Raw genomic sequence first — 22,901 nt, 5'->3', positions numbered from 1 at the left:
CGGCCTGGGTTCCGTGGTTGTTCCTGCTCCCCGCCGCGCTGATCTTCCTGGTCTTCAAGTTCATCCCGATGGCGGAAGGGATCCGGCTCTCGCTGTTCGAGGTCCGCCCCTTCCTCGGCGACATCTTCGTCGGTTTCGAGAACTACGCGACGATCCTGCGGGACGAGAAGTTCCTGACCGCCAGCTGGCACACCCTCGTGCTGGCCGGCGGTCAGACGGTCGGCGCGATGGTCATCGGCTTCTTCCTGGCGTTGCTGCTCGAAGGCCACACCAAGTCGCTGTGGTTCGTGCGGTCCGCGGTGTTCCTGCCCGTCGTGGCGGCCACCGCCGTCATCGGTGAGATCTGGCGTCTGTTCTTCTACCCGGCGCCCGAAGGCTTCCTCAACGAGCTCATCTCGTGGGTCGGCCTCGGGCCGTGGGAGTACATCCACAGCACGGACACCTCCCTGGTGTCGGTCATGTTCGTCGGCATCTGGAAGCATGCGCCGTACGACATGGTGCTGATCCTGGCCGGGCTCGCGGGCATCGACCGCCAGCAGTACGAGGCCGCCGCGATCGACGGAGCCACGACGCCGCAGCGGATCTGGAACGTCACGCTTCCCGCGCTGCGTCCCGTCATCACGATCCTGCTGACGCTGGCGGCGATCCGCGGCCTGCGCGTCTTCACCGAGGTGTACGTGCTCACCGGTGGTGGCCCCGCGGGGTCGACCGACGTGTGGATGACCCGCGTCTACACCACGGCGTTCGAACAGTCCGAAGCCGGACTCGCATCCGCTGGTTCCGTGCTCTTGTTCCTGGTTACCTTGATTTTGACGGTCAGCGTGCAGTGGTACCGCCGCTGGAAGGAGGCGCGATGAGCGTCAACTCAAGTCGCTTCGACAGCGCCATCGGCTGGTCCGCCCGCCCGGACGCGTGGGTCAGCAGGGGCATCCGGTTCCTTTTCAGCGCCCTCGCTGTAATCCTTTTCTGCGGCCCGCTGCTGGTCATCTTCTCCGGCGCGTTCGACCACAACCCGGACCCGACCAAGCTGTCGGTGATCCCGGAGAACCCGTCGCTGATCAACTTCCAGGTCGCGGCGGAGAACAAGATCTGGCACTACCTGACGAACTCGTTGATCATCGCCGGTGGTGCGCTGCTGCTGCAGCTGGCGGTGAGCGTTTTCGCCGCGTACGCGCTGGCGCGCAAGAAGTTCCGCGGTCAGGCCATCGCACTGTTGGTCATCCTTGCCACGATGATGTTGCCGGAGGAGGTCATCGCGATCCCGCTGTCGCTGGTGATCGGAGACCTGCCGCTGGTGCACGTGAGTCTCAAGGGCACCCTGCTCGGCGTCATCCTCCCGTTGGGGGCGTGGGGTTTCTCCATCTTCGTCATGACGGAGTTCATGAAGGAAATCCCCGCCGAACTGGAGGAGGCGGCCAAAGTGGACGGTGCCGGAGAGCTGCGCCTCTTCGCGCAGATCATCCTCCCGCTGTGCAAACCCGCGCTCGGCGTCATCGCCGTGTTCGGCTTCAACATGATTTGGGAGCAGTACCTGCTGCCCCTGATCGTCGCCGCTGACCCCTCCGATTACACGCTCACGGTCGCACTTCTCGCGCTCCGGTCCGACGACATGGTCGGGACGGGCATCGTGCTGGCCGGTGCGTTGCTGGCGCTGGTACCGAGCCTGGTCGTGTACCTGTCGCTGCAGAAGTCCTTCCTGCGTGGGATCACCACCGGAGCGATCAAGGGATGAGTCTCGTTATGCAACTCGATGGTGTGCTGTTCTTCCCGGTGACCCCGTTCGACACCGAGGGGAACATCGCGTACGACGTGCTGGCCGAGCACGTCAAGCACGGTGTCTCCGCCGGGCCGGGCGCCGTGTTCGCCGCCTGTGGCACCGGCGAGTTCCACGCGCTGGGACTGGAGGAGTTCGAGCGCGCGGTCGCCGTCGCGGTCGAGGCGACCGCGGGCAAGGTGCCGGTGTTCGCCGGCGCGGGCGGCTCGATCGTCGCCACCAAGCAGTTCGTGCAGGCGGCGGAACGCGCTGGTGCCAACGGAATCCTGCTGCTGCCGCCGTACCTGGTGTCCAACCCGGCCGCCGGTCTCGTGCGGTACGTGGCGGAGGCCGCCGGCGCCACCGAGCTGCCGATCATCGTGTACCAGCGCAACAACGCGCGGTTCACGCCGGAGACCGCCGTCGACATCGCGTCGATCCCGAACGTCGTGGGCTTCAAGGACGGCATCGGCGACCTCGACCAGATGCAGCGGATCGTGCTGTCGGTCCGCGCGGCGGTCGACAAGCCGTTCCAGTTCTTCAACGGCCTGCCGACCGCGGAGATGACCCAGCTCGCGTACCGGGCCATCGGCGTCGACCTGTACTCGTCGGCGGTGTTCTGCTTCGCGCCGGAGATCTCGCTCGGCTTCTACAACGCCGTGCACTCCGGCGACACCGAGCTGGTGAACCGCTTCCTCCTCGAGTTCTACAAGCCCCTGGTCGAGCTGCGGGACAAGGTTCCCGGATACGCGGTCGCGCTGGTGAAGGCCGCCGTGCGGGCGAACGGTCTCGACGTCGGCGGCGTGCGTCCGCCGCTGGTCGACCCGGCCGACGAGCACCTCGCCGCTCTCGACAAGATCATCGCGGCGGGCAAGGCACTGCTGAGCTGAGAGGGGGTTCGGAGTGAAGATCACCGAAATCGTTCTGACACCGATCGCGTTCCGGGACCCGCCGCTGCTCAACTCGGCCGGCGTGCACGAGCCGTGGGCGCTGCGCACGATCGTCGAGGTGTACACCGACGAAGGCATCTCGGGGCTGGGGGAGACCTACGGCGACCTCGGGCACCTGGAGCGCTCGCGGTCCGTTGTGGACTCCCTGATCGGGCTCGACGTCTTCGCGTTGAACGAGATGCACGCGCGGGTGGCGGCTCGGCTGGGTGGCCAGGCCGGGCCGGACAAGCACGGGCTGACCGGGAAGATCACTGCCGAGAGCACCGTCGACCGCGTGTACTCGCCGTTCGAGGTCGCGTGCCTGGACATCCAGGGCAAGGCGCTGGGACGTCCGGTGCACGACCTGCTGGGCGGCGCGGTGCGGTCCGCTGTGCCGTACTCCGCCTATCTGTTCTACAAGTGGGCCGGGCATCCCGGCGCGGAGCCGGACGAGTGGGGCGAGGCGATCGACCCCGCCGGCATCGTGGCCCAGGCCGCCATGATGATCGACCGGTACGGGTTCGGGTCGATCAAGCTCAAGGGCGGCGTGTTCCCGCCCGAACAGGAGATCGAGGCGATCCGGGCGCTGTGCGAGGCGTTCCCCGATCACCCGCTGCGGCTCGACCCGAACGCGGCCTGGTCGCCCGCGACGTCGCTGAAGGTCGCGGCCGAGCTCGACGGCGTGCTGGAGTACCTGGAGGACCCGGCGCCGGAGATCTCCGGCATGGCGGAAGTGGCCGCGAAGGCGCCGATGCCGTTGGCCACCAACATGTGCGTGGTCGCGTTCGAGCACCTCAAGCCGTCCGTGGAGCAGGACGCCGTGCAGGTGCTGCTGTCCGACCACCACTACTGGGGCGGTCTGCAGCGGTCGCGGCAGCTGGGGATGATCTGCCAGACGTTCGGCATCGGGCTGTCGATGCATTCGAACTCGCACCTGGGCATTTCGCTGGCCGCGATGACGCACCTGGCGGCGGCGACGCCGAACCTGAACTACGCGTGCGACACGCACTACCCGTGGAACGCTGCCGACGAGGTCGTCGAGCCCGGCGTGTTGTCCTTTGTGGATGGAGCGGTGCCGGTGCCGGTCACGCCGGGCCTCGGCGTGTCGCTGGACCGCGACGCGCTGGCGCGGTTGGCGGAGAACTACGTTCGCTGCGGCATCACGGCCCGCGACGACACGGGGTACATGCAGAAGTTCGACCCGAGCTACGAGAGGAAGCGTCCCCGGTGGTGAAGTCGGTGGTCCACGCCTACCCGTGGGACCTGATCGGAGATCCTGAAGCCGTTGCGCGGTATCAGGACCTCGGGGTCGACGCGATCGCTCTTGCCGCGTCGTACCACACCGTGCGGGCTGCGACGCCGTTGCATCCCGCGCATCGGATGGTCGATGCGCGGCATGCGGCGTTCTACCTGCCGGTGCGGGCTTCGAAGTACGGCCGGTTGGTACCGGCGGAACCGTCCTGGATGGACGGTTCGGATTCCTTCGGCGCGGCAGCGGCTTTGGTTCGTGCCGCTGGGCTGCCGGTGTACGCGTGGACCGTGCTGACGCACAACTCGCGCCTGGGTGACCTGCATCCGGACGTGACCGTCGTGAACGCGTTCGGCGACCGCTACCCGTACGCCTTGTGCACCGCACAGCCCGATGTCGTGGAATACACGTCGGCGCTGGTGTCCGAGGTGCTGGAACTCGGCGCGCCGGACGGGATCATCCTCGAAGCCTGCGGGCCGCTCGGGTTCTTCCACGGCGGGCACCACGAGAAGACCGATGGCACGGACTGGAACGCGGTGCAGCAGAAGCTGTTGTCGCTGTGCTTCTGCTCTGCCTGCACCGCCCGGTACGCCGACCCGGATGCCCTGCGTGAAGCGGTCCGGGCCGGGGTTGATCGCGGTGCACCCAGCGTTGAGGAAGCGTTGGGTGCGCTCGCGGAAGACGTTCAGGCCGTGCGCACCGGCGTGGTGCGGTCGTTGCGGCAGAAGCTGGTCGGCGAGATCCGTGCCGCCGCACCCTCGGTCCGGGTCGGGCTGCACGTGACCGCGGACCCGTGGGGTACCGGGCCGTTCGCGACCGTCGCCGGTGGTGTGGACGCGGACGTCGACGTCCTGACGACGATGTGCTGGCCGGGCCAGGACGTCGCCGTGCCCGGCATCGAGGCACTGCGCGCGATCGCCCCGGACACGCGGATCGCCGCGTACGTGCTGGGGCTGCCGCCCAAGCCGGCCGACGGCGCGGCGCTGTCGAAGGAATGGCTGGCCTACCTGGACGCCGGCGTGGAGGAGTTCCACCTCTACCACGGCGGTTTGGCGTCCGCCGCACGTCTGGAGGCGTTGCGCGAGGCCGTGGCCGCCGTGTCGCGGTAACTGTGAAGGGAAGTCGCTGCAACCCGTTGTGAGCGCGGTTCCGTCCTTGGTGCATGAGGCACATAGGAACCGTAGTTGGCACTGGCGTCCTGCTGCTGGTCATCTCGGCCTGTGGCGGTGCGCAGAACGCGAGCACCGGGGCAGGTGGCGGTCCGACGTTGCCGACCGCCACCTCACCTTCTGAAGCGCCTCCTGGTGTCGCGCCCGGAGAAGTGCCTCCGGACGGCAAACCCGTGACGAAGCTCGACACCAGCGCTTTGACGCCGGACCATCCACGCACCGTGTGGACGCAAGACGACGGCAGGACCGTCGGCGTCATCGGCCAGGAGGGCGGCTGCGGCAAGGCGAGCGCGTCCGTGCTGGAGCAGAACGCTTCCACGGTGAAGATCGAGCTCCTCGAGACGCTGCCGCTGACCAAGCAGATGTGCACGATGGACATCCGCTTCCCTCCGTTGACGGTGCAGCTGTCCGAGCCCCTTGGTGAGCGCACGGTCGTGCTGACGTCACGGCAGGAACAGAAGTAGACCTTCCTCCCCACGGTGCCCGGCCGGCATCTGCCCCGCCGGCCGGGCATCACTACTTACTTCACCGGAACTCTTGTCCCGGTTTGCAAGGATGGTGAGCATGAGAAACGCCGTCGCTGCCGTTGCTCTCGCCGTCGTGCTCGTCGGCTGCTCGTCCGGCACGGAGTCGAGCGCGCCCGGCACCGGGTCGTCCAGCGGGACACCCACCACGGGCACGTCCGCCCCCGGTTCCACCGGCTCGTCCGGCGCGAACCCCACGGCTCCCGCCCAGCCCCCGGTCTCCATCTCGGAGGAGAAGCCGGTCATCCCGCCCAACGTCACGCCCGTGGCGAAGGAGAAGGTCGACACGACATCGTTGTCAGACACCTACCGCGACGAGGCCTACGTCTTCGGCGACGGTCGTGACATCGAGGTCTTCGGCGTCGGCGGTGGCTGCAAGGAGGCCCGTGCCGAGGTGACCGGCCAGTCCGCCGAGGTCGTCCACATCACGCTGGTCACGATCACCAAGCAGTCTCCGGGTACCGCGTGCACCCAGGAGATCCGCCAGGTGCCGCTGACCGTCCGCCTGAGCGCGCCGCTCGGTGACCGCCGCCTGGTCCTCGACTCCCGCGAGGAGATGGGCTGACGATGAGACGCTGATAGTGGATCTTGAGTTGGGCTGGAGCCACGGCCAGCCCAACCCTTTCAGCGCTCGTTGGTGACGGCCGCAGCTGATATATCGCATATCGCTGCTGTCTTGGATGTCCTGACGTTCGCGGTGCGCCGGTCCGGCGGTTTCGCCTTCCGCGATCCCCACGCTGAGATTCGCCTGACCCTGGCCTTGACGGCCATATATCAGTTTTCGATCTTCCCGCCCCTATGCTGACCTGCGCCTTAGCAATGACTCTTTTGACTTCGTCAGCAAAAGTCCTGTTACACAGGGTGGAGCAACGCAAAAGACCCCTGGTCGGACAGGACAAGCGTCCTGTCCGACCAGGGGTCTCGTGAGGTAGCTGTGAGGGCTAGCGGCGGAAGCTGATCTGCAGGGTCGGCGCGGACGTCTCCGCGAAGAAGTCGTTGCCCTTGTCGTCGACGACGACGAACGCGGGGAAGTCCTCGACCTCGATCTTCCAGACCGCCTCCATGCCGAGCTCGGGGTACTCGAGCACCTCGACCTTGCGGATGCAGTCCTGCGCCAGCCGTGCCGCCGGGCCACCGATCGAGCCCAGGTAGAACCCGCCGTGCGCGGAGCAGGCGTCCGTGACCTGCTTCGAGCGGTTGCCCTTGGCGAGCATCACCAGCGAGCCGCCCGCGGCCTGGAACTGCTCGACGTAGGAGTCCATCCGGCCGGCGGTGGTCGGGCCGAACGAACCGGAGGCGTAGCCCTCGGGCGTCTTGGCCGGACCGGCGTAGTAGACCGGGTGGTCCTTGAGGTACTGCGGCATCTCCTCGCCGGCGTCGAGGCGTTCCTTGATCTTGGCGTGCGCGATGTCGCGTGCCACGACCAGCGGACCGGTCAGCGAGACGCGGGTCTTCACCGGAAGGGTGGTGAGGACCTCGCGGATCTCCTGCATCGGGCGCGTGAGGTCGATGCGGACGACCTCGTCGGACAGGTCCTCACCCTCCACCTCGGGCAGGAACTGGGCCGGGTCGCGTTCCATCTGCTCGAGGAACACGCCCTCCGCCGTGATGCGGGCCTTGGCCTGGCGGTCGGCCGAGCATGAGACCGCGATGCCGACCGGGCATGAGGCGCCGTGGCGGGGGAGGCGGATGACGCGCACGTCGTGGCAGAAGTACTTGCCGCCGAACTGGGCGCCGATGCCGAAGTTGCGGGTGAGCTCCAGGACCTGCTGCTCGAGATCGGTGTCGCGGAACGCGTGGCCCAGCGGCGAGCCCTCGGTCGGCAGATTGTCGAGGTAGCGGGCGGAGGCGAGCTTCGCGACCTTCAGGTTCTGCTCGGCCGAGAGGCCACCCACGACCACGGCCAGGTGGTACGGCGGGCATGCGGCGGTGCCGAGCGAGCGGAGCTTCTCGTCGAGGAACGACGCGAGGCGCTTCGGGTTCAGGACCGCCTTCGTCTCCTGGTAGAGGAACGTCTTGTTCGCGCTACCGCCGCCCTTGGCCATGAACAGGAACTCGTACACGGGTTCCTGGCCGGGCTTGTGGAGCACCTCGATCTGCGCGGGCAGGTTCGTGCCGGTGTTCTTCTCGTCCCAGAACGTCACCGGCGCCATCTGCGAGTAGCGCAGGTTGAGCTCCTGGTAGGCCTCGAAGACGCCGCGGGCGAGGGCCTGCTCGTCGTCGCCGCCGGTCAGGACGGTCTCCGAGCGCTTGCCCATGATGATCGCCGTGCCGGTGTCCTGGCACATCGGCAGCACTCCGCCGGACGAGATGGCCGCGTTGCGCAGCAGGTCCATGGCCACGAAGCGGTCGTTGCCGGACGCCTCGGGGTCGTCGATGATCTTGCGCAGCTGGGCGAGGTGCGACGGGCGCAGCAGGTGCTGGATGTCCCGGATCGCTTCCTTCGCGAGCAGGGTGAGCGTCTCGGGGGCGATCTCCAGGAACCTGCGGTCACCGGCCTCGATCAGCTTCACCCCGTCGGAGGTGACGAGGCGGTACTCGGTCTCGGTGTCCTTCGCGAGCGGCAGGACATCGGTGTACTCGAAAGTGGTGGGCACGTCGTACACAACTCCAACGGTGTGCAGTTCGGATCAGAAAACCGTACCGCCATCAAAGGGACGTATTGGTGTGATCCCCGACCACCGCGTTGTTCCGTGCCCCACAGGACCCCATGAACGCGGAAGGCCGGGGCAGCCCCCGGCTGCCCCGACCTTCCTTCGTGTGCGACACCCGACTCACGACGGGCGTCGCGTGGCTCTGGTAACGCCCGACCGTGCCGTGAGTTGAGTCACAAGTCAATACTGCCGGTCAGGTGAGACCCGACCGTGACTACGAGGCGTAGGCCCGCAGCTTCGCAGCGCGTTCGCCCTGGCGGAGCTTGGACATGACCTCGCGCTCGATCTGGCGCACCCGCTCGCGCGACAGCCCGAACCGCTTGCCGATCTGGTCCAGCGTGCGCGGCTGGCCGTCCTCCAGGCCGTAGCGCAACCGGATGACCGCCTGCTCGCGCGGCTCCAGCGTCGCGAGCACGCGGCGCAGGTCGTCCTGCAGCAGGCCGGAGATGACGGCGCTCTCGGCGTCGGTCGCGTCCGAGTCCTCGATGAAGTCACCGAGGGGTGCGTCCTCCTCCGTGCCGACCGGCATGTCGAGCGATACCGGGTCACGCGCGTGGTCGAGCAGGTCGGCGACCTTGTCGACCGACAGGCCCGACTCCTTCGCCAGCTCCTCGTTCGTCGCCTCGCGGCCGAGCGTCTGGTGCAGGTCGCGCTTGATCCGCGCGAGCTTGTTCACCTGCTCGACGAGGTGGACGGGGAGGCGGATGGTGCGGCCCTGGTCGGCCATGCCGCGGGTGATGGCCTGGCGGATCCACCACGTCGCGTACGTCGAGAACTTGAAGCCCTTGGTGTAGTCGAACTTCTCGACCGCGCGGATCAGGCCCAGGTTGCCTTCCTGGATCAGGTCCAGCAGCGGCATGCCGCGGCCGGTGTAGCGCTTGGCCAGCGACACGACGAGGCGCAGGTTCGCCTTGAGCAGGTGGTCCTTGGCGCGGCGGCCGTCGCGGACGAGCTCCCCCATCTCGTCGCGGCGAGTGGGAGTAAGGCGCTTGGCCGTCTCCAGGACGTGCTGCGCGAACACACCTGCCTCGATGCGCTTGGCGAGCTCCACCTCCTCCTCGGCGGTGAGGAGCGCGGTCTTGCCGATTCCGTTCAGGTAGACTCGAACGAGGTCGGCTGCTGGTCCCTGCGCGTCGAGTTCGTGCTCGACGACGGTGGGCATGTTCTCTCCGACTTCACGGTCGGAGATCCTCGTGACAGTCATGGATCTCCCTCCCCCTGCTGCGGGCGACGCTGCTGCCGGTCAGGACAGTCGCGCGTGGCGGTCAAGGCGGCGCGGCGCTGCGCCCTGGTTGCCGGTTGCGGCGGGGCCCGCTCGGGATCCCATCGCTAGCTGGCTGATACCTGGGTAACGAACCCGATTCCGAATTCGTTCCCGACTTCCATGACCTGAAGACGTCGCCACTGTCACAGCGGTTGCGCGGCTAATCTGAGGATTGGCTGAGAACCCTTTAGTCACACCTCGACGAGCACGGTGAACGGACCGTCGTTCACGCTCCGTACCTTCATCTCGGCTCTGAATCGTCCCGTTTCGACACGCGCGCCCTTTTGGCGTAGTTCCTGCACGACTGCGTTCACCAACGGTTCCGCGTGCTCGGGCCGCGCGGCCGCCGTCCAGGACGGGCGGCGGCCCTTACGCGTGTCCCCGTAGAGCGTGAACTGGCTGACGACCAGCAACGGAGCACCGGTCGACTCACATGACTGCTCGTCGGCGAGGATGCGCAGACCGTGCAGCTTCTGTGCCATTTTGCGAGCGTGTGCGTCCGTGTCGTCGTGGTGGACGCCGAGTAGCACCAGCAATCCGGGCTCGTCGAACGAGCCGACGATCTGCCCTTCGACTTCGACACTCGCCTCTGTGACGCGCGCCACAACTGCTTTCACGCGGGAATCAGCATTCCGTGCCGGATGAGATCACGAACGATCGGCAAAGCCGCTTCTGCATCGATTTCCCCGTACGCGAACTCGAGCAACGAGAGCAGGTCTTCCAGCGGCAGCGCACCGGTGCAGCCGGCCACGAGCTTCGCGGTCGCCTCGTCGACCTCGTGCTGCCAGCCGGGCCCGTCGGTGCGGTGCAGCCGGGCGACGACCTTGCGCCAGCCCTCCTCGCCCGGCTCGGACACCTCTTCGAGCAGCACGGTGTCGGCGACCCGGAACCGCTGCCCCAGCAGATCGGGGTTCGCGCGCAGCCACGCGACGTTGTCGAGCCAGCGCGCCGCCTCCGGGCCCAGCGGGTCGTCGTAGGCGTGGCGCAGGTCTTCGCACACGACCTGTGAGTGCATCTCATCAGTGCGCCGCAGCGTCACGTACCCGAAGCCGACGCCCTGGACCTGGTTCTCCTCGAACCAGTCGAGCCACGCGCTCGCCTTGGCCCGGCCCTCGGGGCTGCGCGGGTCGACACCCGCGTCCTTGAGCCACGTGCCGACGTAGAGGGCGGGCTCGGCGATGTCGCGTTGCACGAACCACGCGTCCACACCGCCGCGGGGCAGCCAGCCGGAGACGCGTTCCTCCCAGTCCTCGCCCTTGCGGTGCACCCAGGACGCGAGCAGCTGGCCCGCGCCGCCCTCGTTCAGGAACGAGGGGAGCTGCCGGATGACGAGCGCCGACGCGTCGTCGCCGCCGAGACCGGAGTCGCGGTACACGAAGTCCACGCGCGGCGGACCGACGACGAACGGCGGATTGCAGACGACCTGGTCGAACCGCCGGTTGCGCACCGGGCCGAACCACTCGCCCGGCAACGTCTCCACGTCGAGCTCGTTGATGCGGAACGTGCCCTGCGCGAGCCTCAGTGCGCGCTCGGACAGGTCGGTCGCCGTGATGCGTTCGGCGTGCGTGCTGGCGTGCAGTGCCTGGACACCGCAGCCGGTGCCGAGGTCGAGCAGCGTGCCGACCGGCGTGCGCTTGGTCGCGCGGGCGAGGCTGATGGACGCGTGGCCGACGCCGAGGACGTGGTCCTCGGGGACCGCTGCACCGCGCAGGTCGGAGTCGAGGTCGGCGATGACCCACCAGTTGTCCTCGTACGGCCGCACGTCCAGCCCGGCTTTCAGATCCTTGGTCAGGATCTCGTTCTTGACGGCGTCGTCGAGGTCGACGCCGTCGAGTGCCTTGCGGACGTCCTTCTCCGGCTCCTGGTCACCGAGCAGGAACAGGCGGATCAACGTGCCGAGCGACCCGGCGTCCTTGCTCGCGCGGCGGGCGGGCTCCGGCTCGCCGCGGCCGAGCGCGGCGTGGGCCTGCGGACCGAGCGCGTCGACGACGCCGTCCGCGGTGTAGCCGGCGTTCAGGAAGGCCTCGCGCAGGCGAGCGCAGAGATCGCCGGAGAGGGTGGGCAGCTGATCGGGGTGCACGGGTGGAGATGCTTTCACGCCGCCCGGTTCACCGCGTGATCTGGAGGGCGATGGCCATCGCGAGCCGCTGCTCCGGGTCGTCGAGGGGGAGTGGCGTCACCTCGGACATCTTCTGCAAGCGGTACCGCATCGTGTTCGGGTGCACGTTGAGCTCGCGCGCGGCCGCCCGCACGTCGCCCTGAGCCGCCAGCCACGCCCTCAACGTCGTCGCGTACTGCGTCCCGTATTCAGCGTCGTACCGCAAAATATTGGATATCGGCCCGCGTGTCGGAACCCGTCCGGCCTCGGCCACGGCGGCGAGCCGGTGCAGCAGGACCCGCGCCCACGCGTCGTCGTATACAACCGGTGCACCGGTGGAGAGCGCGAGGCATTCATCGGCTTCCTGCCGCGAGACCGGCAGCTGCGTCGCCTCGGCAGGACCTCCGATTCCGGCCAGCACGGTGGCTTCGGCAGGCAGTTCCCGAACCAGTGAGCGCACCCACTCGACGGCGTCGTCGGCGGCCGGGATGACCGTGTAGAGGACGTTGCCGAACAGCGCGCTGCGACCGGGCCGGGACCAGCCGAAGCCCGCGGTGGCCCGTTGGAACGCGAGCACCGCCGCGCCGTGCTCACCCTCACCGGCGTGGGCCTGGACGGCGATCACCCGCAGGTCGGCGGACGGCAGACCGAGCCGCGCGACATCGGCGGACTCCGGATGCTCCAGCAGCCTGATCACCAGATCCGCTTCGGCCTGACGTTCGAGATCCGTCGACGCCCGCGACCGCAACAGGTGCAACGCCGCCGTGCGCGCGCCATCGACCAATGCGGCGCTCCGGGCGGCGTCGACCGGCCCGGTCACCTCGACCCAGACGGACCCGAGCAGCTCACGCCCCGCCCGCACCGCCGCGACCAGCCGGTTGCCCAGCTGCGGGGTCAGCTTGGGGACGAAGATCGGCTCGTCGGACGACGCCAGATGCGTGAACACGCCGAACTCGTCGAGCGCGCGCCGGGCCTGTTCCGGGACGCGCCGGCCGAGAATGGTCTGCACCCGGACGGGGTCGACGTCCTCCTGCCGGTACGAGTACGCGAGCACGCGGGACTGCTGGTCCTCGATCGTCACCGGACCACCCACAACGCCCGCGATCACGTCGGCGAGGCCGAACAGGTCTCCAGTGCGCGTACCGCCGTTGACCAGCGTCTGCGTGACGTTCGCGAGCTGGCTCCACGGCACGGACGGGTCCACGAGCAACACAGCCGCACCGGACTTCTTCGCCGCGGCGATCACCCGCTCGTCGAGCGGCGGCTTGCCGTGCAGGACAACGGCGGAAGCCGCGGTGGAGGACACCAGGCGCACGGCCGCGGCGACCGACGGAGTGCCCAGACCGAGAAGCACGTCACCCGCGGCGGCAGGCGTGTTTTCCGCCGGGTCGTGCAGGGCAACCCCACGAAGTTCGGCGTCACGGCCCCTCGGCGCGCAGGCCAGATGCGTGCCCAGACTGCCGAGCACGTCCACGAGGCGATCAAGGGCGACCACCCGCGGATGTTAACCGCCGCCCGGCTGTCCCGGACGTCACCTGGACGTGGGACCATATGACACGTGGAGGTGGTGTCGTGAGCAGTCCCGACCGGAACGACACCCCGGTGTTGATCACCGAGGCGGCCCCGTCCTACGAAGAACAGCACGCCGCCCGGCGCAAGAAGTACGCGATCATGATGAGTCTGCGCTTCCCATGCCTCATCCTCGCGGCGCTGTTCGCCCACACCTGGTGGCTCGCCCTGTTCTTCATCGTGCTGTCCGTGCCGCTGCCGTGGATGGCGGTACTGATCGCGAACGACAGGCCGCCGCGCAAGACCGAGAAGGCCAGCCGCTACGACGCCGAGCGCCGCGCCATCGCCCCAAAGAGCACCACGGTCATCGACGGCTGAGCCCGCCGAACCCCGCCCTTCCAGCTCGGCCGTTCACGGCCGCCGCTTACTCCTACACGCCCAAAACTTAGCAACGAGTCTTTTGACGACGTCCGCAAAAGATTCATTGCAAAGCTCACCACGCCTGCCGCCCTTTGCAATGAGTCTTTTGTAGTCGTCCGCAAACGTTTTTTGCATCCGGTGGAGGCTGGAGCAGGCGGCGGATCGCGGGCAGCCGAGAACCGATATATCAGTGGGTGAGCTGATATATCGGTTGAAGCCGGAGGGCTATCGAGGCGGCTGGGCGCCTACGACACTGACCGCGCGCGAGCCCGCGCGGACGCCGCCGACGAGAGCGGCGCGCTTCGAGGCGCCGGACAGCCAGGCGGCGAGGAAACCGGCGTCGAACGCGTCGCCGGCGCCGGTCGAGTCGACGCACTCAGTGGGTTCAGTGGGGACCGAGATCACCTCGTCGGCGTCCACCCACGAAGCGCCGTCAGCGCCGGAGGTGACGACGACCGCACCGACGTGGGACAGCAGCACCTTCGCGGCGGCCGGTTCGGGAGAGCCGGTGAGGGCGACGAGCTCGTCGGCGTTGGGGAGCAGGAAGTCGACGCCGCGCACGTCCTCGAGGAAGGCGGAGGCGGAGTGGATCAGCACTGCCGCCTGGGGGTCGACGGACGTCGTCCACCCGGCGGCGCGGGCGGCGGCCAGCACCGCCAGGCCGGCGGGGCGTGAGGTGGCGTCCAGCAGGACGTAGCCGGACAGATGCAGGTGACCGTCGGTGCCGGTGAGTAGGCCAGGGTCGAGGTCGGCGGGGGAGAAGCGGGCGTTCGCGCCGCGGTCGGGCAGCATCGAGCGCTCGCCGTTCTCGTCGACCAGGACGACCACGCAGCAGGTCGCGAGGTCCGGGTCGACGGCGAAGGCGCACTGGACGCCGGCCGAGGTCAGTTCGGCGTGAACCTGGCGGCCGGCCGAGTCGGCGCCCACACGGGCCACCAGCACCGGCGAGGCGCCGCACGAGGCGAGCCACACGGCCGTGTTCGCGCCGGCACCGCCTGGCTCGATGGTCACTTTCGCGCGCACATCGCCGCCGTGAGCAATGGGGCCGGTGTGGCGGGCCACGACGTCGAGGCCCGCGTCACCGACCACGATCACCGGCCTCACTGGAACAGCTCGACGGCAACGGCCGCGGCGACGGAGGCGTTGTTGACGACGAGTTCCTCGTTCGTGTCGAGGCTGACACCGGCGCTCGCCGTGTGGAAGTGCTCCAGCAGCACGGGCGTGACGTCCTTGCCGCGCACGTCCTGGTCGACGAGCTTCTGCAGGCCCTCGGCGAGCAGGCGGTCGTGCAGTGCGGAGTCCATCTCGAACGGGGCGGGGATCGGGTTCGCCAGCAGCATGCCGCGGCCACCGGCGGCGAACACGGCGGCGGCTTCGGCGGCGGTCTCGACGCGCCACGGCACGTCGAATTCCGACTCGCGGCGGTAGAAGCCCGGGAAACGGGACGTCTGGTAGCCGACGACCGGGACGGAGCGAGTTTCCAGGACCTCCAGGGTCGCGCCCATGTCCAGGATCGACTTCACGCCCGAGCAGACGATCAGCACCGGCGTCGTCGCCACCACGTCGAGGTCGGCGGACACGTCCCACGTCTCGCGGGCGCCGCGGTGCACGCCGCCGAGGCCGCCGGTCGCGAAGACGCGGATGCCGGCCTGGTGGGCGAGGGCCGTGGTCGAGGCCACGGTCGTCGCGCCGCTGCGGCCCAGCGCGTAGGCGGGGCCGAGGTCGCGCAGCGAGAGCTTCACGAGGTCGCCCGCGTTGCACACGCGGTCGAGCTCGGAGGAGGAGAGGCCGATGTGCGGCACCCCGTCGAGCACGGCGATCGTCGCGGGTACGGCGCCTGCCTTCCGCACAACCTCCTCCAGGCGCGCGGCGACGGCCAGGTTGCGCGGCGCGGGCAGGCCGTGGGACAGGATGGTGCTCTCGAGAGCGACGACGGGCCGGTTCTCGGCCAGTGCGGCGGCAACTTCATCGGCGATGTGCAGCGTGGTCACGAGAGGACATCATCCCAGGTACCCTGGGCGCGTGAGCACCCAGACTCTCCCCGAGGTCGACGTACGGCCGGATGAGACCGACCAGTCCGGGGACGACAGCCCGAAGATGTTCCACTACGTGCGCAAGGCGAAGATCGCCGAGAGCGCCGTGATGGGCACACACGTGGTCGCGTTGTGCGGCGAGGTCTTCCCGGTCACGCGGTCACCGAAGCCCGGCTCGCCGGTGTGCCCGGACTGCAAGAAGATCTACGAGAGCCTGCCGCCCGGCGGCGACGAGTAAGGCAACTCCTCAAAGCTGACAGCAGCGCTCTGCGCCTCGCTTCCCAGCGAGGCGCAGGGCGCTGCTGTTCTGCACCGCTGTCGTGATCATGTGAGCGGCGTCTGATTGCGTCCGCGTCCGTTACACCCGCACGAGTGAAATTTCGCACATTGACCTGCTACGCGGCGTCGAGACCGGAGTTGGCGGACTTGAGCAGCGCCGCGGCATCGGCCACGTGCGCCGCGGCGGCCGACGTGCCGGAGAACTGGCCGATGGTCGCGTGGAGACTTTGTCGAACGCTGTGATGCCCGGCTTGATCCGGCCGTCGACCGTGGGTCCGCGGCTGCTGCAGGACTCAACCGCACCCGAGTTCGGCGCCGTCACGCAGACCGCGATCACGTGCGGTGAGGTGGCGGGCTCGGCGACGCTGCCAGCCTTGGTGAAGGTCTGCAGCTGGTCGCTCGGACCGTTGACGAACAGCTCGACCGGCGTGACGAATTTGGCGTTGTTGTTCTTGACGTACACCCAGTGGGTCGTCGTGATCGAGGTCGTGTTGGTGAAGGTGACCTGCTCGGTCGGGCTGAGCCCGTCGGTCGTGTCCTTCTGCGACCTGGTCGACACGGCCTTGAGGTCCGGGTCATTGTCGCCTGTGGGCGGGTGCGGTTGCGACATGACGTAGAGGTCGAGGTCCTCGTTCGTCGTCGGCCACGCGTCCCAGCGCAGACCGACCGTCGCGGTGCGACTCGGCTCCAACGGAAGCCGTTGCGTGGTACCCGAGAACTCGACCCAGCCGTCGCCGTTCGCGTCCGCGGCCGTGCCCGCGAAGTGCAGGCGGGCCTGGTTGCCCGCCGCGACGGACCAGAGGATGCCGGACTCGCGGGCTGCGCTTGACCACATCGGCCGGGCTGTCCGCGGGGCCGGTGCCGTCGCCGCGGCCACCGGTCGGGCTGAGGAAGCCAACCGCGGCGGTGATCACCTGAACACCCTGCTGCTTCAGCCAGTCGGCGGCCGAGGAGAAGCCGGCCGCGTCCTCGATGCAGGCGAGGTAGAGCAGGCCATGTCGTGCACGAGCTCCGCGACGGCGGTGCCGTGCGGAGTCCGCACCGAACTGTCGACGCAGCCCGCGTTGTTGATGGTGAGCTCGGAACCTGTCGCGGGCAGATCACCGTTGTCCTGCGCGTCGGCCAGGTTGCCGAAGCCGACGTCGATGATGCCGACCTTGACGTTGGCGCCCCTCTTGCCGTCGGTGATCCACAGATCGGCCTTAGAGTCGGCCACGTTCCGCAACGACACGGGCATCACGCAGTCCTACTGGATCTACGTGAAGAACAACAACGCTCCGCTCAACACCCCGATGGAGCTCTTCGTCAGCGGACCGAGCAACAACCAGCAGCTGCAGCAGTACACCGAGGCCGGCAGCGTCGTCGAGCCGGCGACGTCGCCCACGTGATCGCGGTCGGTGCGACCCATCCCGCATCGGGACGGGTGCAGGACCACAGCGGCCGCGGCCCGACGGTCGACGGCCGGACCAAGCCGGACATCACGGCTACGACCAGGTGACCACGAACGCGATGGGCGTGCTGCGCGGCACTTCCGCCGTGGCCGGGCACGTGGCCGGCGCAGCCGTGTTGTTCAAGTCGGCGAACCCCGCGCTCGATGCCTTGCAGCTGCAGACCGCGCTGCAGAACGCCGCGAACCCCAAGCAGTTCAACAACACCTGGGACAACGGGCCGCTCAGCGTCCGACGCCGGCCACCCCGCCCGCCGCCCCCGCCGGGTCCGGCTTCACCGCCGCCGCGGTGCAGATCCGAGGCGTCGCCGGCATCCCGCAGAGCGCGCAGTCCGTCGTCGTGCCGATCGGCTCGGACGGCAAGATCCGCGTCAGCAACCGGCCGTTGCCTCGACGGTCAGCTCGGAGTCGAGAACGACAGGGTCTACGTCTTCGACTGCCGCGGCGGGGAGGCCTCGGCTACCCCCGCTGCCGCTCCTCCTCGGAGTGCTGCCGCTGGTCCTGGATCTTGAGCGGCGTCGTCAGCTGCGTGTCCGCGGGCGAGGGCGCCGAGTAGCCGGTGTTGTTCGTCTCCTGCCGTGACGATTCCTGGGGCTGCGAGGCTTCCTCGCGGATGCGGGACGCGGCGCGCTCCATCTCGAGCCGACGCCACCGGCGGCGCTGCCGGCGGGTCATGCGGGCGGGCCACATGTCCTGGATGGCGCTGTTGAAGTACGCGCCGATGGTGATCGCCAGGCCGATGAAGAACACGAACAGCAGGAACGCGATCGGCGTCGCCAGCGCGCCGTAGGTGTAGCCGGTCGTGGTGATCCACTGGATGTACAGGCGCAGGCCGATCGACGACAGGATGAAGACGGCCATCGCGAGGATCGCGCCGGGCAGCACGCGGTGGTACGGCAGTCGCCGCGGCAGCGCGACCTTGTAGAGCAGCGACAGCGACAGCACGAGCAGCAGCCCGACGCCGGGGTAGTAGAAGCGGCCGGCCCACGTCTCGATGTAGGGCTGCCAGGACGTCGGGAAGAACTGCGGCAGGATGTCGGGGCCCAGCGCCAGCACCGGCAGGCCGACCACCAGTGCCACCAGCGACACCATGTAGAGCAGCAGGGCGAAGATGCGCTGCCACAGCTCGTTGCGCACGCCGTACTGGCCGTGGGCGACTGTGATCGCGTCGACGAACGACGACATGGCCGACGAACCGGCCCACAGCGAGATCAGGAAGCCGATCGAGACGATCTCGCCCTTGCCGGTGGTGAGGATCTCGGCGACCGTCGGTTCGATCACACCGCGGACCACGTCCTGGCTGAAGATCGTGCGGCTGAAGCCGATGATCCTCTCCTGGACGGCGTTGACCACCTCGTCGCCGAACCAGTCGCCGAACCAGCCCATCGCGCCCAGCACACCGAGCAGCAGTGGCGGGAACGACAGGGTCTGCCAGAACGCCGCCTCGGCCGCTTCTGAGAAGATGTTGCCTTCCCACGCCTTCGACAGTGTGCGCGCGAGTAGACGCAGCGGCCCCTTGCGGCCGGACCTGCGTGCGTCGTTGTCGGAAGCCGGGCCCATCGCAATGACAAGCATGGTGCATGCCGCCACGTTTCGCGGCATCGACGCCCACAACAGGTACAGTCGCAGTGCCCTCGGCCACGGTCCGCCTGAGGGTATTGCTATGTCTGACCTGCACAAATGAGGAGAAACACGTCTGTGACAGCGACAGCAGCAATGCGACCGCTGCGGGCATGGCAGCGCCGGGCGCTGACCAAGTACCTCGCCGCCAAGCCGCAGGACTTCCTCGCCGTCGCGACCCCCGGCGCGGGCAAGACGACCTTCGGGCTCCGCGTCGCCGCCGAACTGCTGGCCGACCGGACGATCGAGGCCGTCACGATCGTCACGCCCACCGAGCACCTCAAGCACCAGTGGGCGAAGGCGGCGGCCGAGCAGGGCATCCACATCGACTCGAACTTCCGCAACACCAACGCGATGACCTCCCGCGACTACCACGGTGTGGCCGTGACGTACGCGCAGGTCGCCGCCCACCCGACGCTGCACCGGGTGCGCACGGAGAACCGCAAGACGCTCGTGCTGCTCGACGAGGTGCACCACGGCGGTGACGCCAAGTCGTGGGGTGAGGCGATCCGTGAGGCGTTCACGCCCGCGGTGCGTCGCCTCTGCCTCACCGGCACGCCGTTCCGCTCGGACGACTCGCCGATCCCGTTCGTGCAGTACGAGGAGAGCAACGGCGGGTTCAAGACGTCCAAGGCCGACCACACCTACGGTTACTCCGACGCACTGCGCGACGGCGTCGTCCGGCCCGTGCTGTTCCTGGCGTACTCGGGTGAGGCGTCGTGGCGGACCAGCGCGGGCGAGGAGTTCACCGCTCGCCTGGGTGAGCCGCTGACGCAGGAACAGACCGCGCGTGCGTGGCGTACGGCGCTGGACCCGGCGGGCGACTGGATCGCGTCCGTGTTGCGCGCCGCCGACCAGCGGCTGACCCAGAAGCGTGAGAACGGGCTGCCGGACGCGGGCGGGCTGGTGATCGCCACCGACCAGGAGACCGCGAAGGCCTACGCGCAGGTGCTGCTGCGCGTCACGGGCCAGGTCGCCACGGTCGTGCTGTCCGACGACCCGAAGGCGTCCGGCAAGATCGCGGAGTTCGCCGCCACGAACGAACGCTGGATGATCGCCGTCCGCATGGTGTCCGAGGGCGTCGACGTGCCGCGGCTCGCCGTGGGCGTGTACGCGACGTCGTCGTCGACCCCGTTGTTCTTCGCGCAGGCCATCGGCCGCTTCGTGCGCAACCGGAAACCCGGCGAGACCGCCTCGGTGTTCCTGCCGTCGGTGCCGGTGCTGCTGCAGCTCGCGTCCGAGCTGGAGGCCGAGCGCGACCACGTCCTGGGCAAGCCGCACCGCGAGAAGGACGGCTGGGACGACGAGCTGATGGCCGCCGCGAACCAGGCGAAGGACGAGCCTGGCGAGGACGAGCGCGCCTTCACGGCCCTGGGCACCACGGCCGAGCTCGACCAGGTGATCTTCGACGGCTCGTCGTTCGGCGCCCCGACCATCGCGGGTTCGGACGAGGAGCAGGAGTACCTCGGCCTGCCGGGGCTGCTGGAGCCGGACCAGGTGCGCACCCTGCTGCTGCAGCGGCAGGAGGAGCAGATGGCGCTGGCGGCCAAGCGGCCCAAGCCCGAGGTCGCCGTACGGGAGGCGAGGCCGGTCGGCGTGCAGGAGCGCCTCACGTCACTGCGCAAGGAGCTCAACACACTCGTCGCGATGCACCACCACCGCACGAAGAAGCCCCACGGCAAGATCCACAACCAGCTGCGGGAGTACTGCGGCGGCCCGCCGACGGCGATGGCCACCATCGAACAGCTCGAGGAGCGGATCGCGACCCTGCGTTCCTGGTAGCCGATCAGCTTCGGGTGACGGCGACGGCCAGCGTGTCGTACTGCATGGTGAACCGGCCGCCGGCGGCATCGATCGCGCCGCCGACCGCCTCGAGCAGTGCGGTGATCTGCTCGGTGCCGAGCAGGGCGATCGGACCCATGGTGAGCATCAGTTCGAGGTACTCGGCGCTCGTGTAGGTGTGCGCCCAGTTCGTCTTCCACTGCTTGGCGCCGCCGAACGCGCCAGTGCCGGCGAACGTCTCACCCGTGCGCACACAGCCCGCCCGGTAGGACTCGAGCGCCTCCGCGCGGGTCTGGCCGGCGGGGAACGGGAGGTCCGGCGCCACCGTCCGGTAGGCGTCGGCGATGGCCTGGCTGATCGGCTCCGGCGGCGCGAACACGTGCCACAGCGCCACGAACACGCCACCCGGCCGCAGCACCCGTGCCACCTGGAGCGGCCCCGCCTCGGCGTCGACCCAGTGCCACGACTGCCCGGCGACGACGGCGTCGAACTCGCGACCGGCAGGGTCCCAGCTCTCGAACTTCGAGACCTCCACGGTCACCCCGGTGCCGCGGGCGAACTCGGCCATGCGCTCGTCGTGCTCCACGCCGAGCACCTCGCACCCGGCCGCGGCCAGTGGGCGGGACAGGACGCCGGTGCCGCACCCGACGTCGACGACGCGCGGGCCGGGACTGGCCGTGACGATCTTCCGGACCAGCTCGTCCGGATAGGCAGGGCGGGTGCGGTCGTAACGCGCCGCATCGGCGCCGAACGAGATCGCCAGCCGCTTGGCGGCTTCCTTGTCGACCGTCATGGACCCAACCTAGAGATGTCCGGGAGGCAACGGGCGAGTGTTCACCGCAAGCGATATCCAATATATCGCCGCTGAATGCAGTAGCGCCGTGGTAACGCTCTCACAACTCTCGGTCACCAAATTTCGCCACGGTTACCGCATCGTTGCGACTTAATCGATCCAGTGTGGTTCCGGTCACGCATATGTCCGGCATACGTTGTGCGCCACAACATTCTCTGTGACACAGCGCAGTGAAAGGGATGGCGGATGCGCAGCAAGAGCCTCGCTTCCATCGCCGTGACCGCGGGCCTCGCCCTGGCGGTCTCGGCGTGTGGCGCCAACACGTCCTCCGGCACCGGAGGAAGCACTGACACGAACTCTGGCGGCGCCGGGGGCGCGAAGGTCGGCGTGATCCTTCCTGAGACCGCCTCCTCCGCTCGCTGGGAGGGCTTCGACAAGCCGCTCCTCGAGGCGGCTCTGAAGAAGGAGGGGCTCGACCCCGACATCCAGAACGCCCAGGGCGACGTCCAGAAGTTCAGCACCCTGGCCGACGGCATGATCAACGCCGGCGTCAAGGTCCTGATCATCGCGACCCCCAACAGCGAGGTCGGCGCCTCCGTCGCCAAGAAGGCGCAGGCCCAAGGCATCCAGGTCATCGACTACGACCGCCTGAACACCGGCGGCTCCTCGTCCTACTACGTGTCGTTCGACAACGTGAAGGTCGGCGAGCTGCAGGGCCAGGGTCTCGCGGACGCGATGAAGTCCGCGCCGCAGGGCGCCAACGTCATCGAGATCGAGGGCGCGCCGACGGACAACAACGCGACCCTGTTCTACGAGGGTCAGCAGAAGGTCCTCAAGCCGCTGTACGACTCGGGCAAGCTCAAGCTGGTCCAGTCGCAGCCGATCGACAACTGGGACAACCAGAAGGGTGGTCAGGTCTTCGAGCAGATCCTGACCTCCAACGGCGGCAAGGTCGACGGCGTCGTCGCCGCGAACGACGGCCTCGCCGGCGCCGTGATCACGGTCCTCAAGAAGTACAGCCTGAACGGCAAGGTGCCGGTCACCGGTCAGGACGCCACCCCGGACGGCCTGCAGGCCGTGCTCCGCGGTGACCAGTACATGACCGTCTTCAAGCCGATCAAGGACGAGGCCGAGGCCGCCGCCAAGCTGGCCGCCGCGCTGGCCAAGGGCGACACCGCCGCCGCCGACGCCCTCGCGACCGGTTCGGTGAAGGACGACAAGGGCAACCGCGACGTCAAGTCCGTGCTGCTCACCGCTCAGCTGATCACCAAGGACAAGGTCAAGTCCGTGGTGGACGCGGGCTTCGTCAAGGCCTCGGAGATCTGCGTGGCTGACACCCAGGCAGCCTGCACCGAGCTCGGCATCAAGTAGGACCGCT

The 22,901-nt window shown here is 68.6% G+C and carries 24 protein-coding genes and 1 pseudogene; 13 read left to right on the top strand and 12 right to left on the bottom strand.

The genetic code is table 11. The features are described from left to right. Positions 1 to 17: 17 nt before the first annotated feature. From ACRSBM_RS29240 to ACRSBM_RS29210, 7 genes are all read left to right on the top strand, one after another. Complete coding sequence (locus tag ACRSBM_RS29240) at positions 18 to 857, top strand: carbohydrate ABC transporter permease (RefSeq protein ID WP_434448116.1); 840 nt, start codon at positions 18 to 20, stop codon at positions 855 to 857. Then, positions 854 to 1,732 carry a carbohydrate ABC transporter permease gene (locus ACRSBM_RS29235; RefSeq protein ID WP_434448113.1) on the top strand — a complete coding sequence of 293 codons (879 nt, stop codon included), beginning with the start codon at positions 854 to 856 and terminating at the stop codon, positions 1,730 to 1,732. Before ACRSBM_RS29240 ends, ACRSBM_RS29235 begins: the two co-directional genes overlap by 4 nt. Positions 1,733 to 1,740: 8 nt before the next feature. Continuing rightward, positions 1,741 to 2,643 (top strand): 5-dehydro-4-deoxyglucarate dehydratase, encoded by a 903-nt coding sequence (locus ACRSBM_RS29230; protein ID WP_434448111.1) that lies wholly within the window; start codon positions 1,741 to 1,743, stop codon positions 2,641 to 2,643. Between the two features lie 13 nt (positions 2,644 to 2,656). After that, entirely contained in the window at positions 2,657 to 3,916 is a 1,260-nt protein-coding gene (locus ACRSBM_RS29225; RefSeq protein WP_434448108.1) for a glucarate dehydratase family protein, read from the top strand. Further along, positions 3,910 to 5,040, top strand: coding sequence for a hypothetical protein (locus ACRSBM_RS29220; RefSeq protein ID WP_434448106.1), 1,131 nt, complete (start codon positions 3,910 to 3,912; stop codon positions 5,038 to 5,040). The genes ACRSBM_RS29225 and ACRSBM_RS29220 overlap by 7 nt, the downstream gene beginning before the upstream one ends. A gap of 233 nt (positions 5,041 to 5,273) precedes the next feature. Further along, the gene (locus ACRSBM_RS29215) at positions 5,274 to 5,564 is read left to right on the top strand and encodes a hypothetical protein (RefSeq protein WP_434448104.1); all 291 of its coding nucleotides are present in this window, start codon (positions 5,274 to 5,276) and stop codon (positions 5,562 to 5,564) included. Positions 5,565 to 5,664: 100 nt separating this feature from the next. Continuing rightward, positions 5,665 to 6,189 (top strand): hypothetical protein, encoded by a 525-nt coding sequence (locus ACRSBM_RS29210; RefSeq protein WP_434448101.1) that lies wholly within the window; start codon positions 5,665 to 5,667, stop codon positions 6,187 to 6,189. Positions 6,190 to 6,565: 376 nt separating this feature from the next. Here the strand turns inward: ACRSBM_RS29210 and ACRSBM_RS29205 are convergent, their stop codons facing one another. The 5 genes from ACRSBM_RS29205 to ACRSBM_RS29185 form a co-directional block, all read right to left on the bottom strand. After that, entirely contained in the window at positions 6,566 to 8,230 is a 1,665-nt protein-coding gene (locus ACRSBM_RS29205) for a fumarate hydratase (RefSeq protein ID WP_434448099.1), read from the bottom strand. A 262-nt stretch (positions 8,231 to 8,492) separates the two neighbouring features. Continuing rightward, a complete protein-coding gene (locus tag ACRSBM_RS29200) occupies positions 8,493 to 9,440 on the bottom strand; it encodes a sigma-70 family RNA polymerase sigma factor (RefSeq protein WP_434453252.1) in 948 nt (315 codons plus the stop codon). Positions 9,441 to 9,733: 293 nt separating this feature from the next. Then, positions 9,734 to 10,159, bottom strand: coding sequence for a D-aminoacyl-tRNA deacylase (gene dtd, locus ACRSBM_RS29195; protein WP_434448097.1), 426 nt, complete (start codon positions 10,157 to 10,159; stop codon positions 9,734 to 9,736). Further along, positions 10,156 to 11,607, bottom strand: a complete 1,452-nt coding sequence (locus tag ACRSBM_RS29190) for a DUF7782 domain-containing protein (RefSeq protein ID WP_434453249.1) — start codon at positions 11,605 to 11,607, stop codon at positions 10,156 to 10,158. Before ACRSBM_RS29190 ends, dtd begins: the two co-directional genes overlap by 4 nt. Before the next feature lie 43 nt (positions 11,608 to 11,650). Next, complete coding sequence (locus ACRSBM_RS29185; protein WP_434448094.1) at positions 11,651 to 13,135, bottom strand: PucR family transcriptional regulator; 1,485 nt, start codon at positions 13,133 to 13,135, stop codon at positions 11,651 to 11,653. Between the two features lie 56 nt (positions 13,136 to 13,191). Between ACRSBM_RS29185 and ACRSBM_RS29180 the strand changes: the two genes are divergently transcribed. Then, on the top strand, positions 13,192 to 13,527 hold the full coding sequence (locus ACRSBM_RS29180; RefSeq protein WP_434448092.1) for a DUF3099 domain-containing protein: 336 nt from the start codon (positions 13,192 to 13,194) through the stop codon (positions 13,525 to 13,527). 267 nt (positions 13,528 to 13,794) lie between these two features. On the opposite strand, the gene ACRSBM_RS29175 is transcribed toward ACRSBM_RS29180, so the two are convergent. Together ACRSBM_RS29175 and ACRSBM_RS29170 are read right to left on the bottom strand one after the other, a co-directional pair. Then, a complete protein-coding gene (locus ACRSBM_RS29175; protein WP_434448089.1) occupies positions 13,795 to 14,673 on the bottom strand; it encodes a carbohydrate kinase family protein in 879 nt (292 codons plus the stop codon). Continuing rightward, positions 14,670 to 15,560, bottom strand: a complete 891-nt coding sequence (locus ACRSBM_RS29170) for a pseudouridine-5'-phosphate glycosidase (RefSeq protein WP_434448086.1) — start codon at positions 15,558 to 15,560, stop codon at positions 14,670 to 14,672. Before ACRSBM_RS29170 ends, ACRSBM_RS29175 begins: the two co-directional genes overlap by 4 nt. Positions 15,561 to 15,591: 31 nt before the next feature. Between ACRSBM_RS29170 and ACRSBM_RS29165 the strand changes: the two genes are divergently transcribed. Next, complete coding sequence (locus tag ACRSBM_RS29165) at positions 15,592 to 15,840, top strand: DUF3039 domain-containing protein (RefSeq protein ID WP_434448083.1); 249 nt, start codon at positions 15,592 to 15,594, stop codon at positions 15,838 to 15,840. Positions 15,841 to 15,960: 120 nt separating this feature from the next. Here ACRSBM_RS29165 and ACRSBM_RS29160 read toward each other — a convergent pair whose 3' ends face one another. Then, positions 15,961 to 16,716, bottom strand: coding sequence for a hypothetical protein (locus tag ACRSBM_RS29160; RefSeq protein ID WP_434448081.1), 756 nt, complete (start codon positions 16,714 to 16,716; stop codon positions 15,961 to 15,963). Between the two features lie 96 nt (positions 16,717 to 16,812). After that, a complete protein-coding gene (locus ACRSBM_RS29155; protein ID WP_434448079.1) occupies positions 16,813 to 17,097 on the bottom strand; it encodes a hypothetical protein in 285 nt (94 codons plus the stop codon). A gap of 43 nt (positions 17,098 to 17,140) precedes the next feature. Between ACRSBM_RS29155 and ACRSBM_RS29150 the strand changes: the two genes are divergently transcribed. Together ACRSBM_RS29150 and ACRSBM_RS29145 are read left to right on the top strand one after the other, a co-directional pair. Continuing rightward, a complete protein-coding gene (locus ACRSBM_RS29150; RefSeq protein WP_434448076.1) occupies positions 17,141 to 17,269 on the top strand; it encodes a hypothetical protein in 129 nt (42 codons plus the stop codon). Positions 17,270 to 17,375: 106 nt separating this feature from the next. Next, positions 17,376 to 17,522, top strand: a pseudogene (locus ACRSBM_RS29145) (S8 family serine peptidase); the annotation flags it as partial. Positions 17,523 to 17,553: 31 nt separating this feature from the next. Here the strand turns inward: ACRSBM_RS29145 and ACRSBM_RS29140 are convergent. Next, positions 17,554 to 17,706: a hypothetical protein gene (locus tag ACRSBM_RS29140; protein ID WP_434453538.1), complete on the bottom strand. Its 153-nt coding sequence runs from the start codon at positions 17,704 to 17,706 to the stop codon at positions 17,554 to 17,556. Positions 17,707 to 17,787: 81 nt separating this feature from the next. Further along, the gene (locus tag ACRSBM_RS29135) at positions 17,788 to 18,903 is read right to left on the bottom strand and encodes a YihY/virulence factor BrkB family protein (RefSeq protein WP_434448073.1); all 1,116 of its coding nucleotides are present in this window, start codon (positions 18,901 to 18,903) and stop codon (positions 17,788 to 17,790) included. Positions 18,904 to 19,044: 141 nt separating this feature from the next. Here ACRSBM_RS29135 and ACRSBM_RS29130 point away from each other — a divergent pair, with 141 nt between their 5' ends. Continuing rightward, entirely contained in the window at positions 19,045 to 20,730 is a 1,686-nt protein-coding gene (locus tag ACRSBM_RS29130; protein WP_434453248.1) for a DEAD/DEAH box helicase, read from the top strand. Positions 20,731 to 20,734: 4 nt separating this feature from the next. Here the strand turns inward: ACRSBM_RS29130 and ACRSBM_RS29125 are convergent, their stop codons facing one another. Beyond that, positions 20,735 to 21,523 (bottom strand): class I SAM-dependent methyltransferase, encoded by a 789-nt coding sequence (locus tag ACRSBM_RS29125; RefSeq protein WP_434448071.1) that lies wholly within the window; start codon positions 21,521 to 21,523, stop codon positions 20,735 to 20,737. A gap of 246 nt (positions 21,524 to 21,769) precedes the next feature. Here ACRSBM_RS29125 and ACRSBM_RS29120 point away from each other — a divergent pair, with 246 nt between their 5' ends. Further along, positions 21,770 to 22,894 (top strand): sugar ABC transporter substrate-binding protein, encoded by a 1,125-nt coding sequence (locus ACRSBM_RS29120; RefSeq protein ID WP_434448068.1) that lies wholly within the window; start codon positions 21,770 to 21,772, stop codon positions 22,892 to 22,894. Positions 22,895 to 22,901 lie beyond the last annotated feature (7 nt).

It is taken from the genome of Lentzea xerophila (genome assembly GCF_051094245.1).
Classification (GTDB): domain Bacteria; phylum Actinomycetota; class Actinomycetes; order Mycobacteriales; family Pseudonocardiaceae; genus Lentzea; species Lentzea xerophila.
This window is presented reverse-complemented; position numbering and strand designations above follow the sequence as displayed.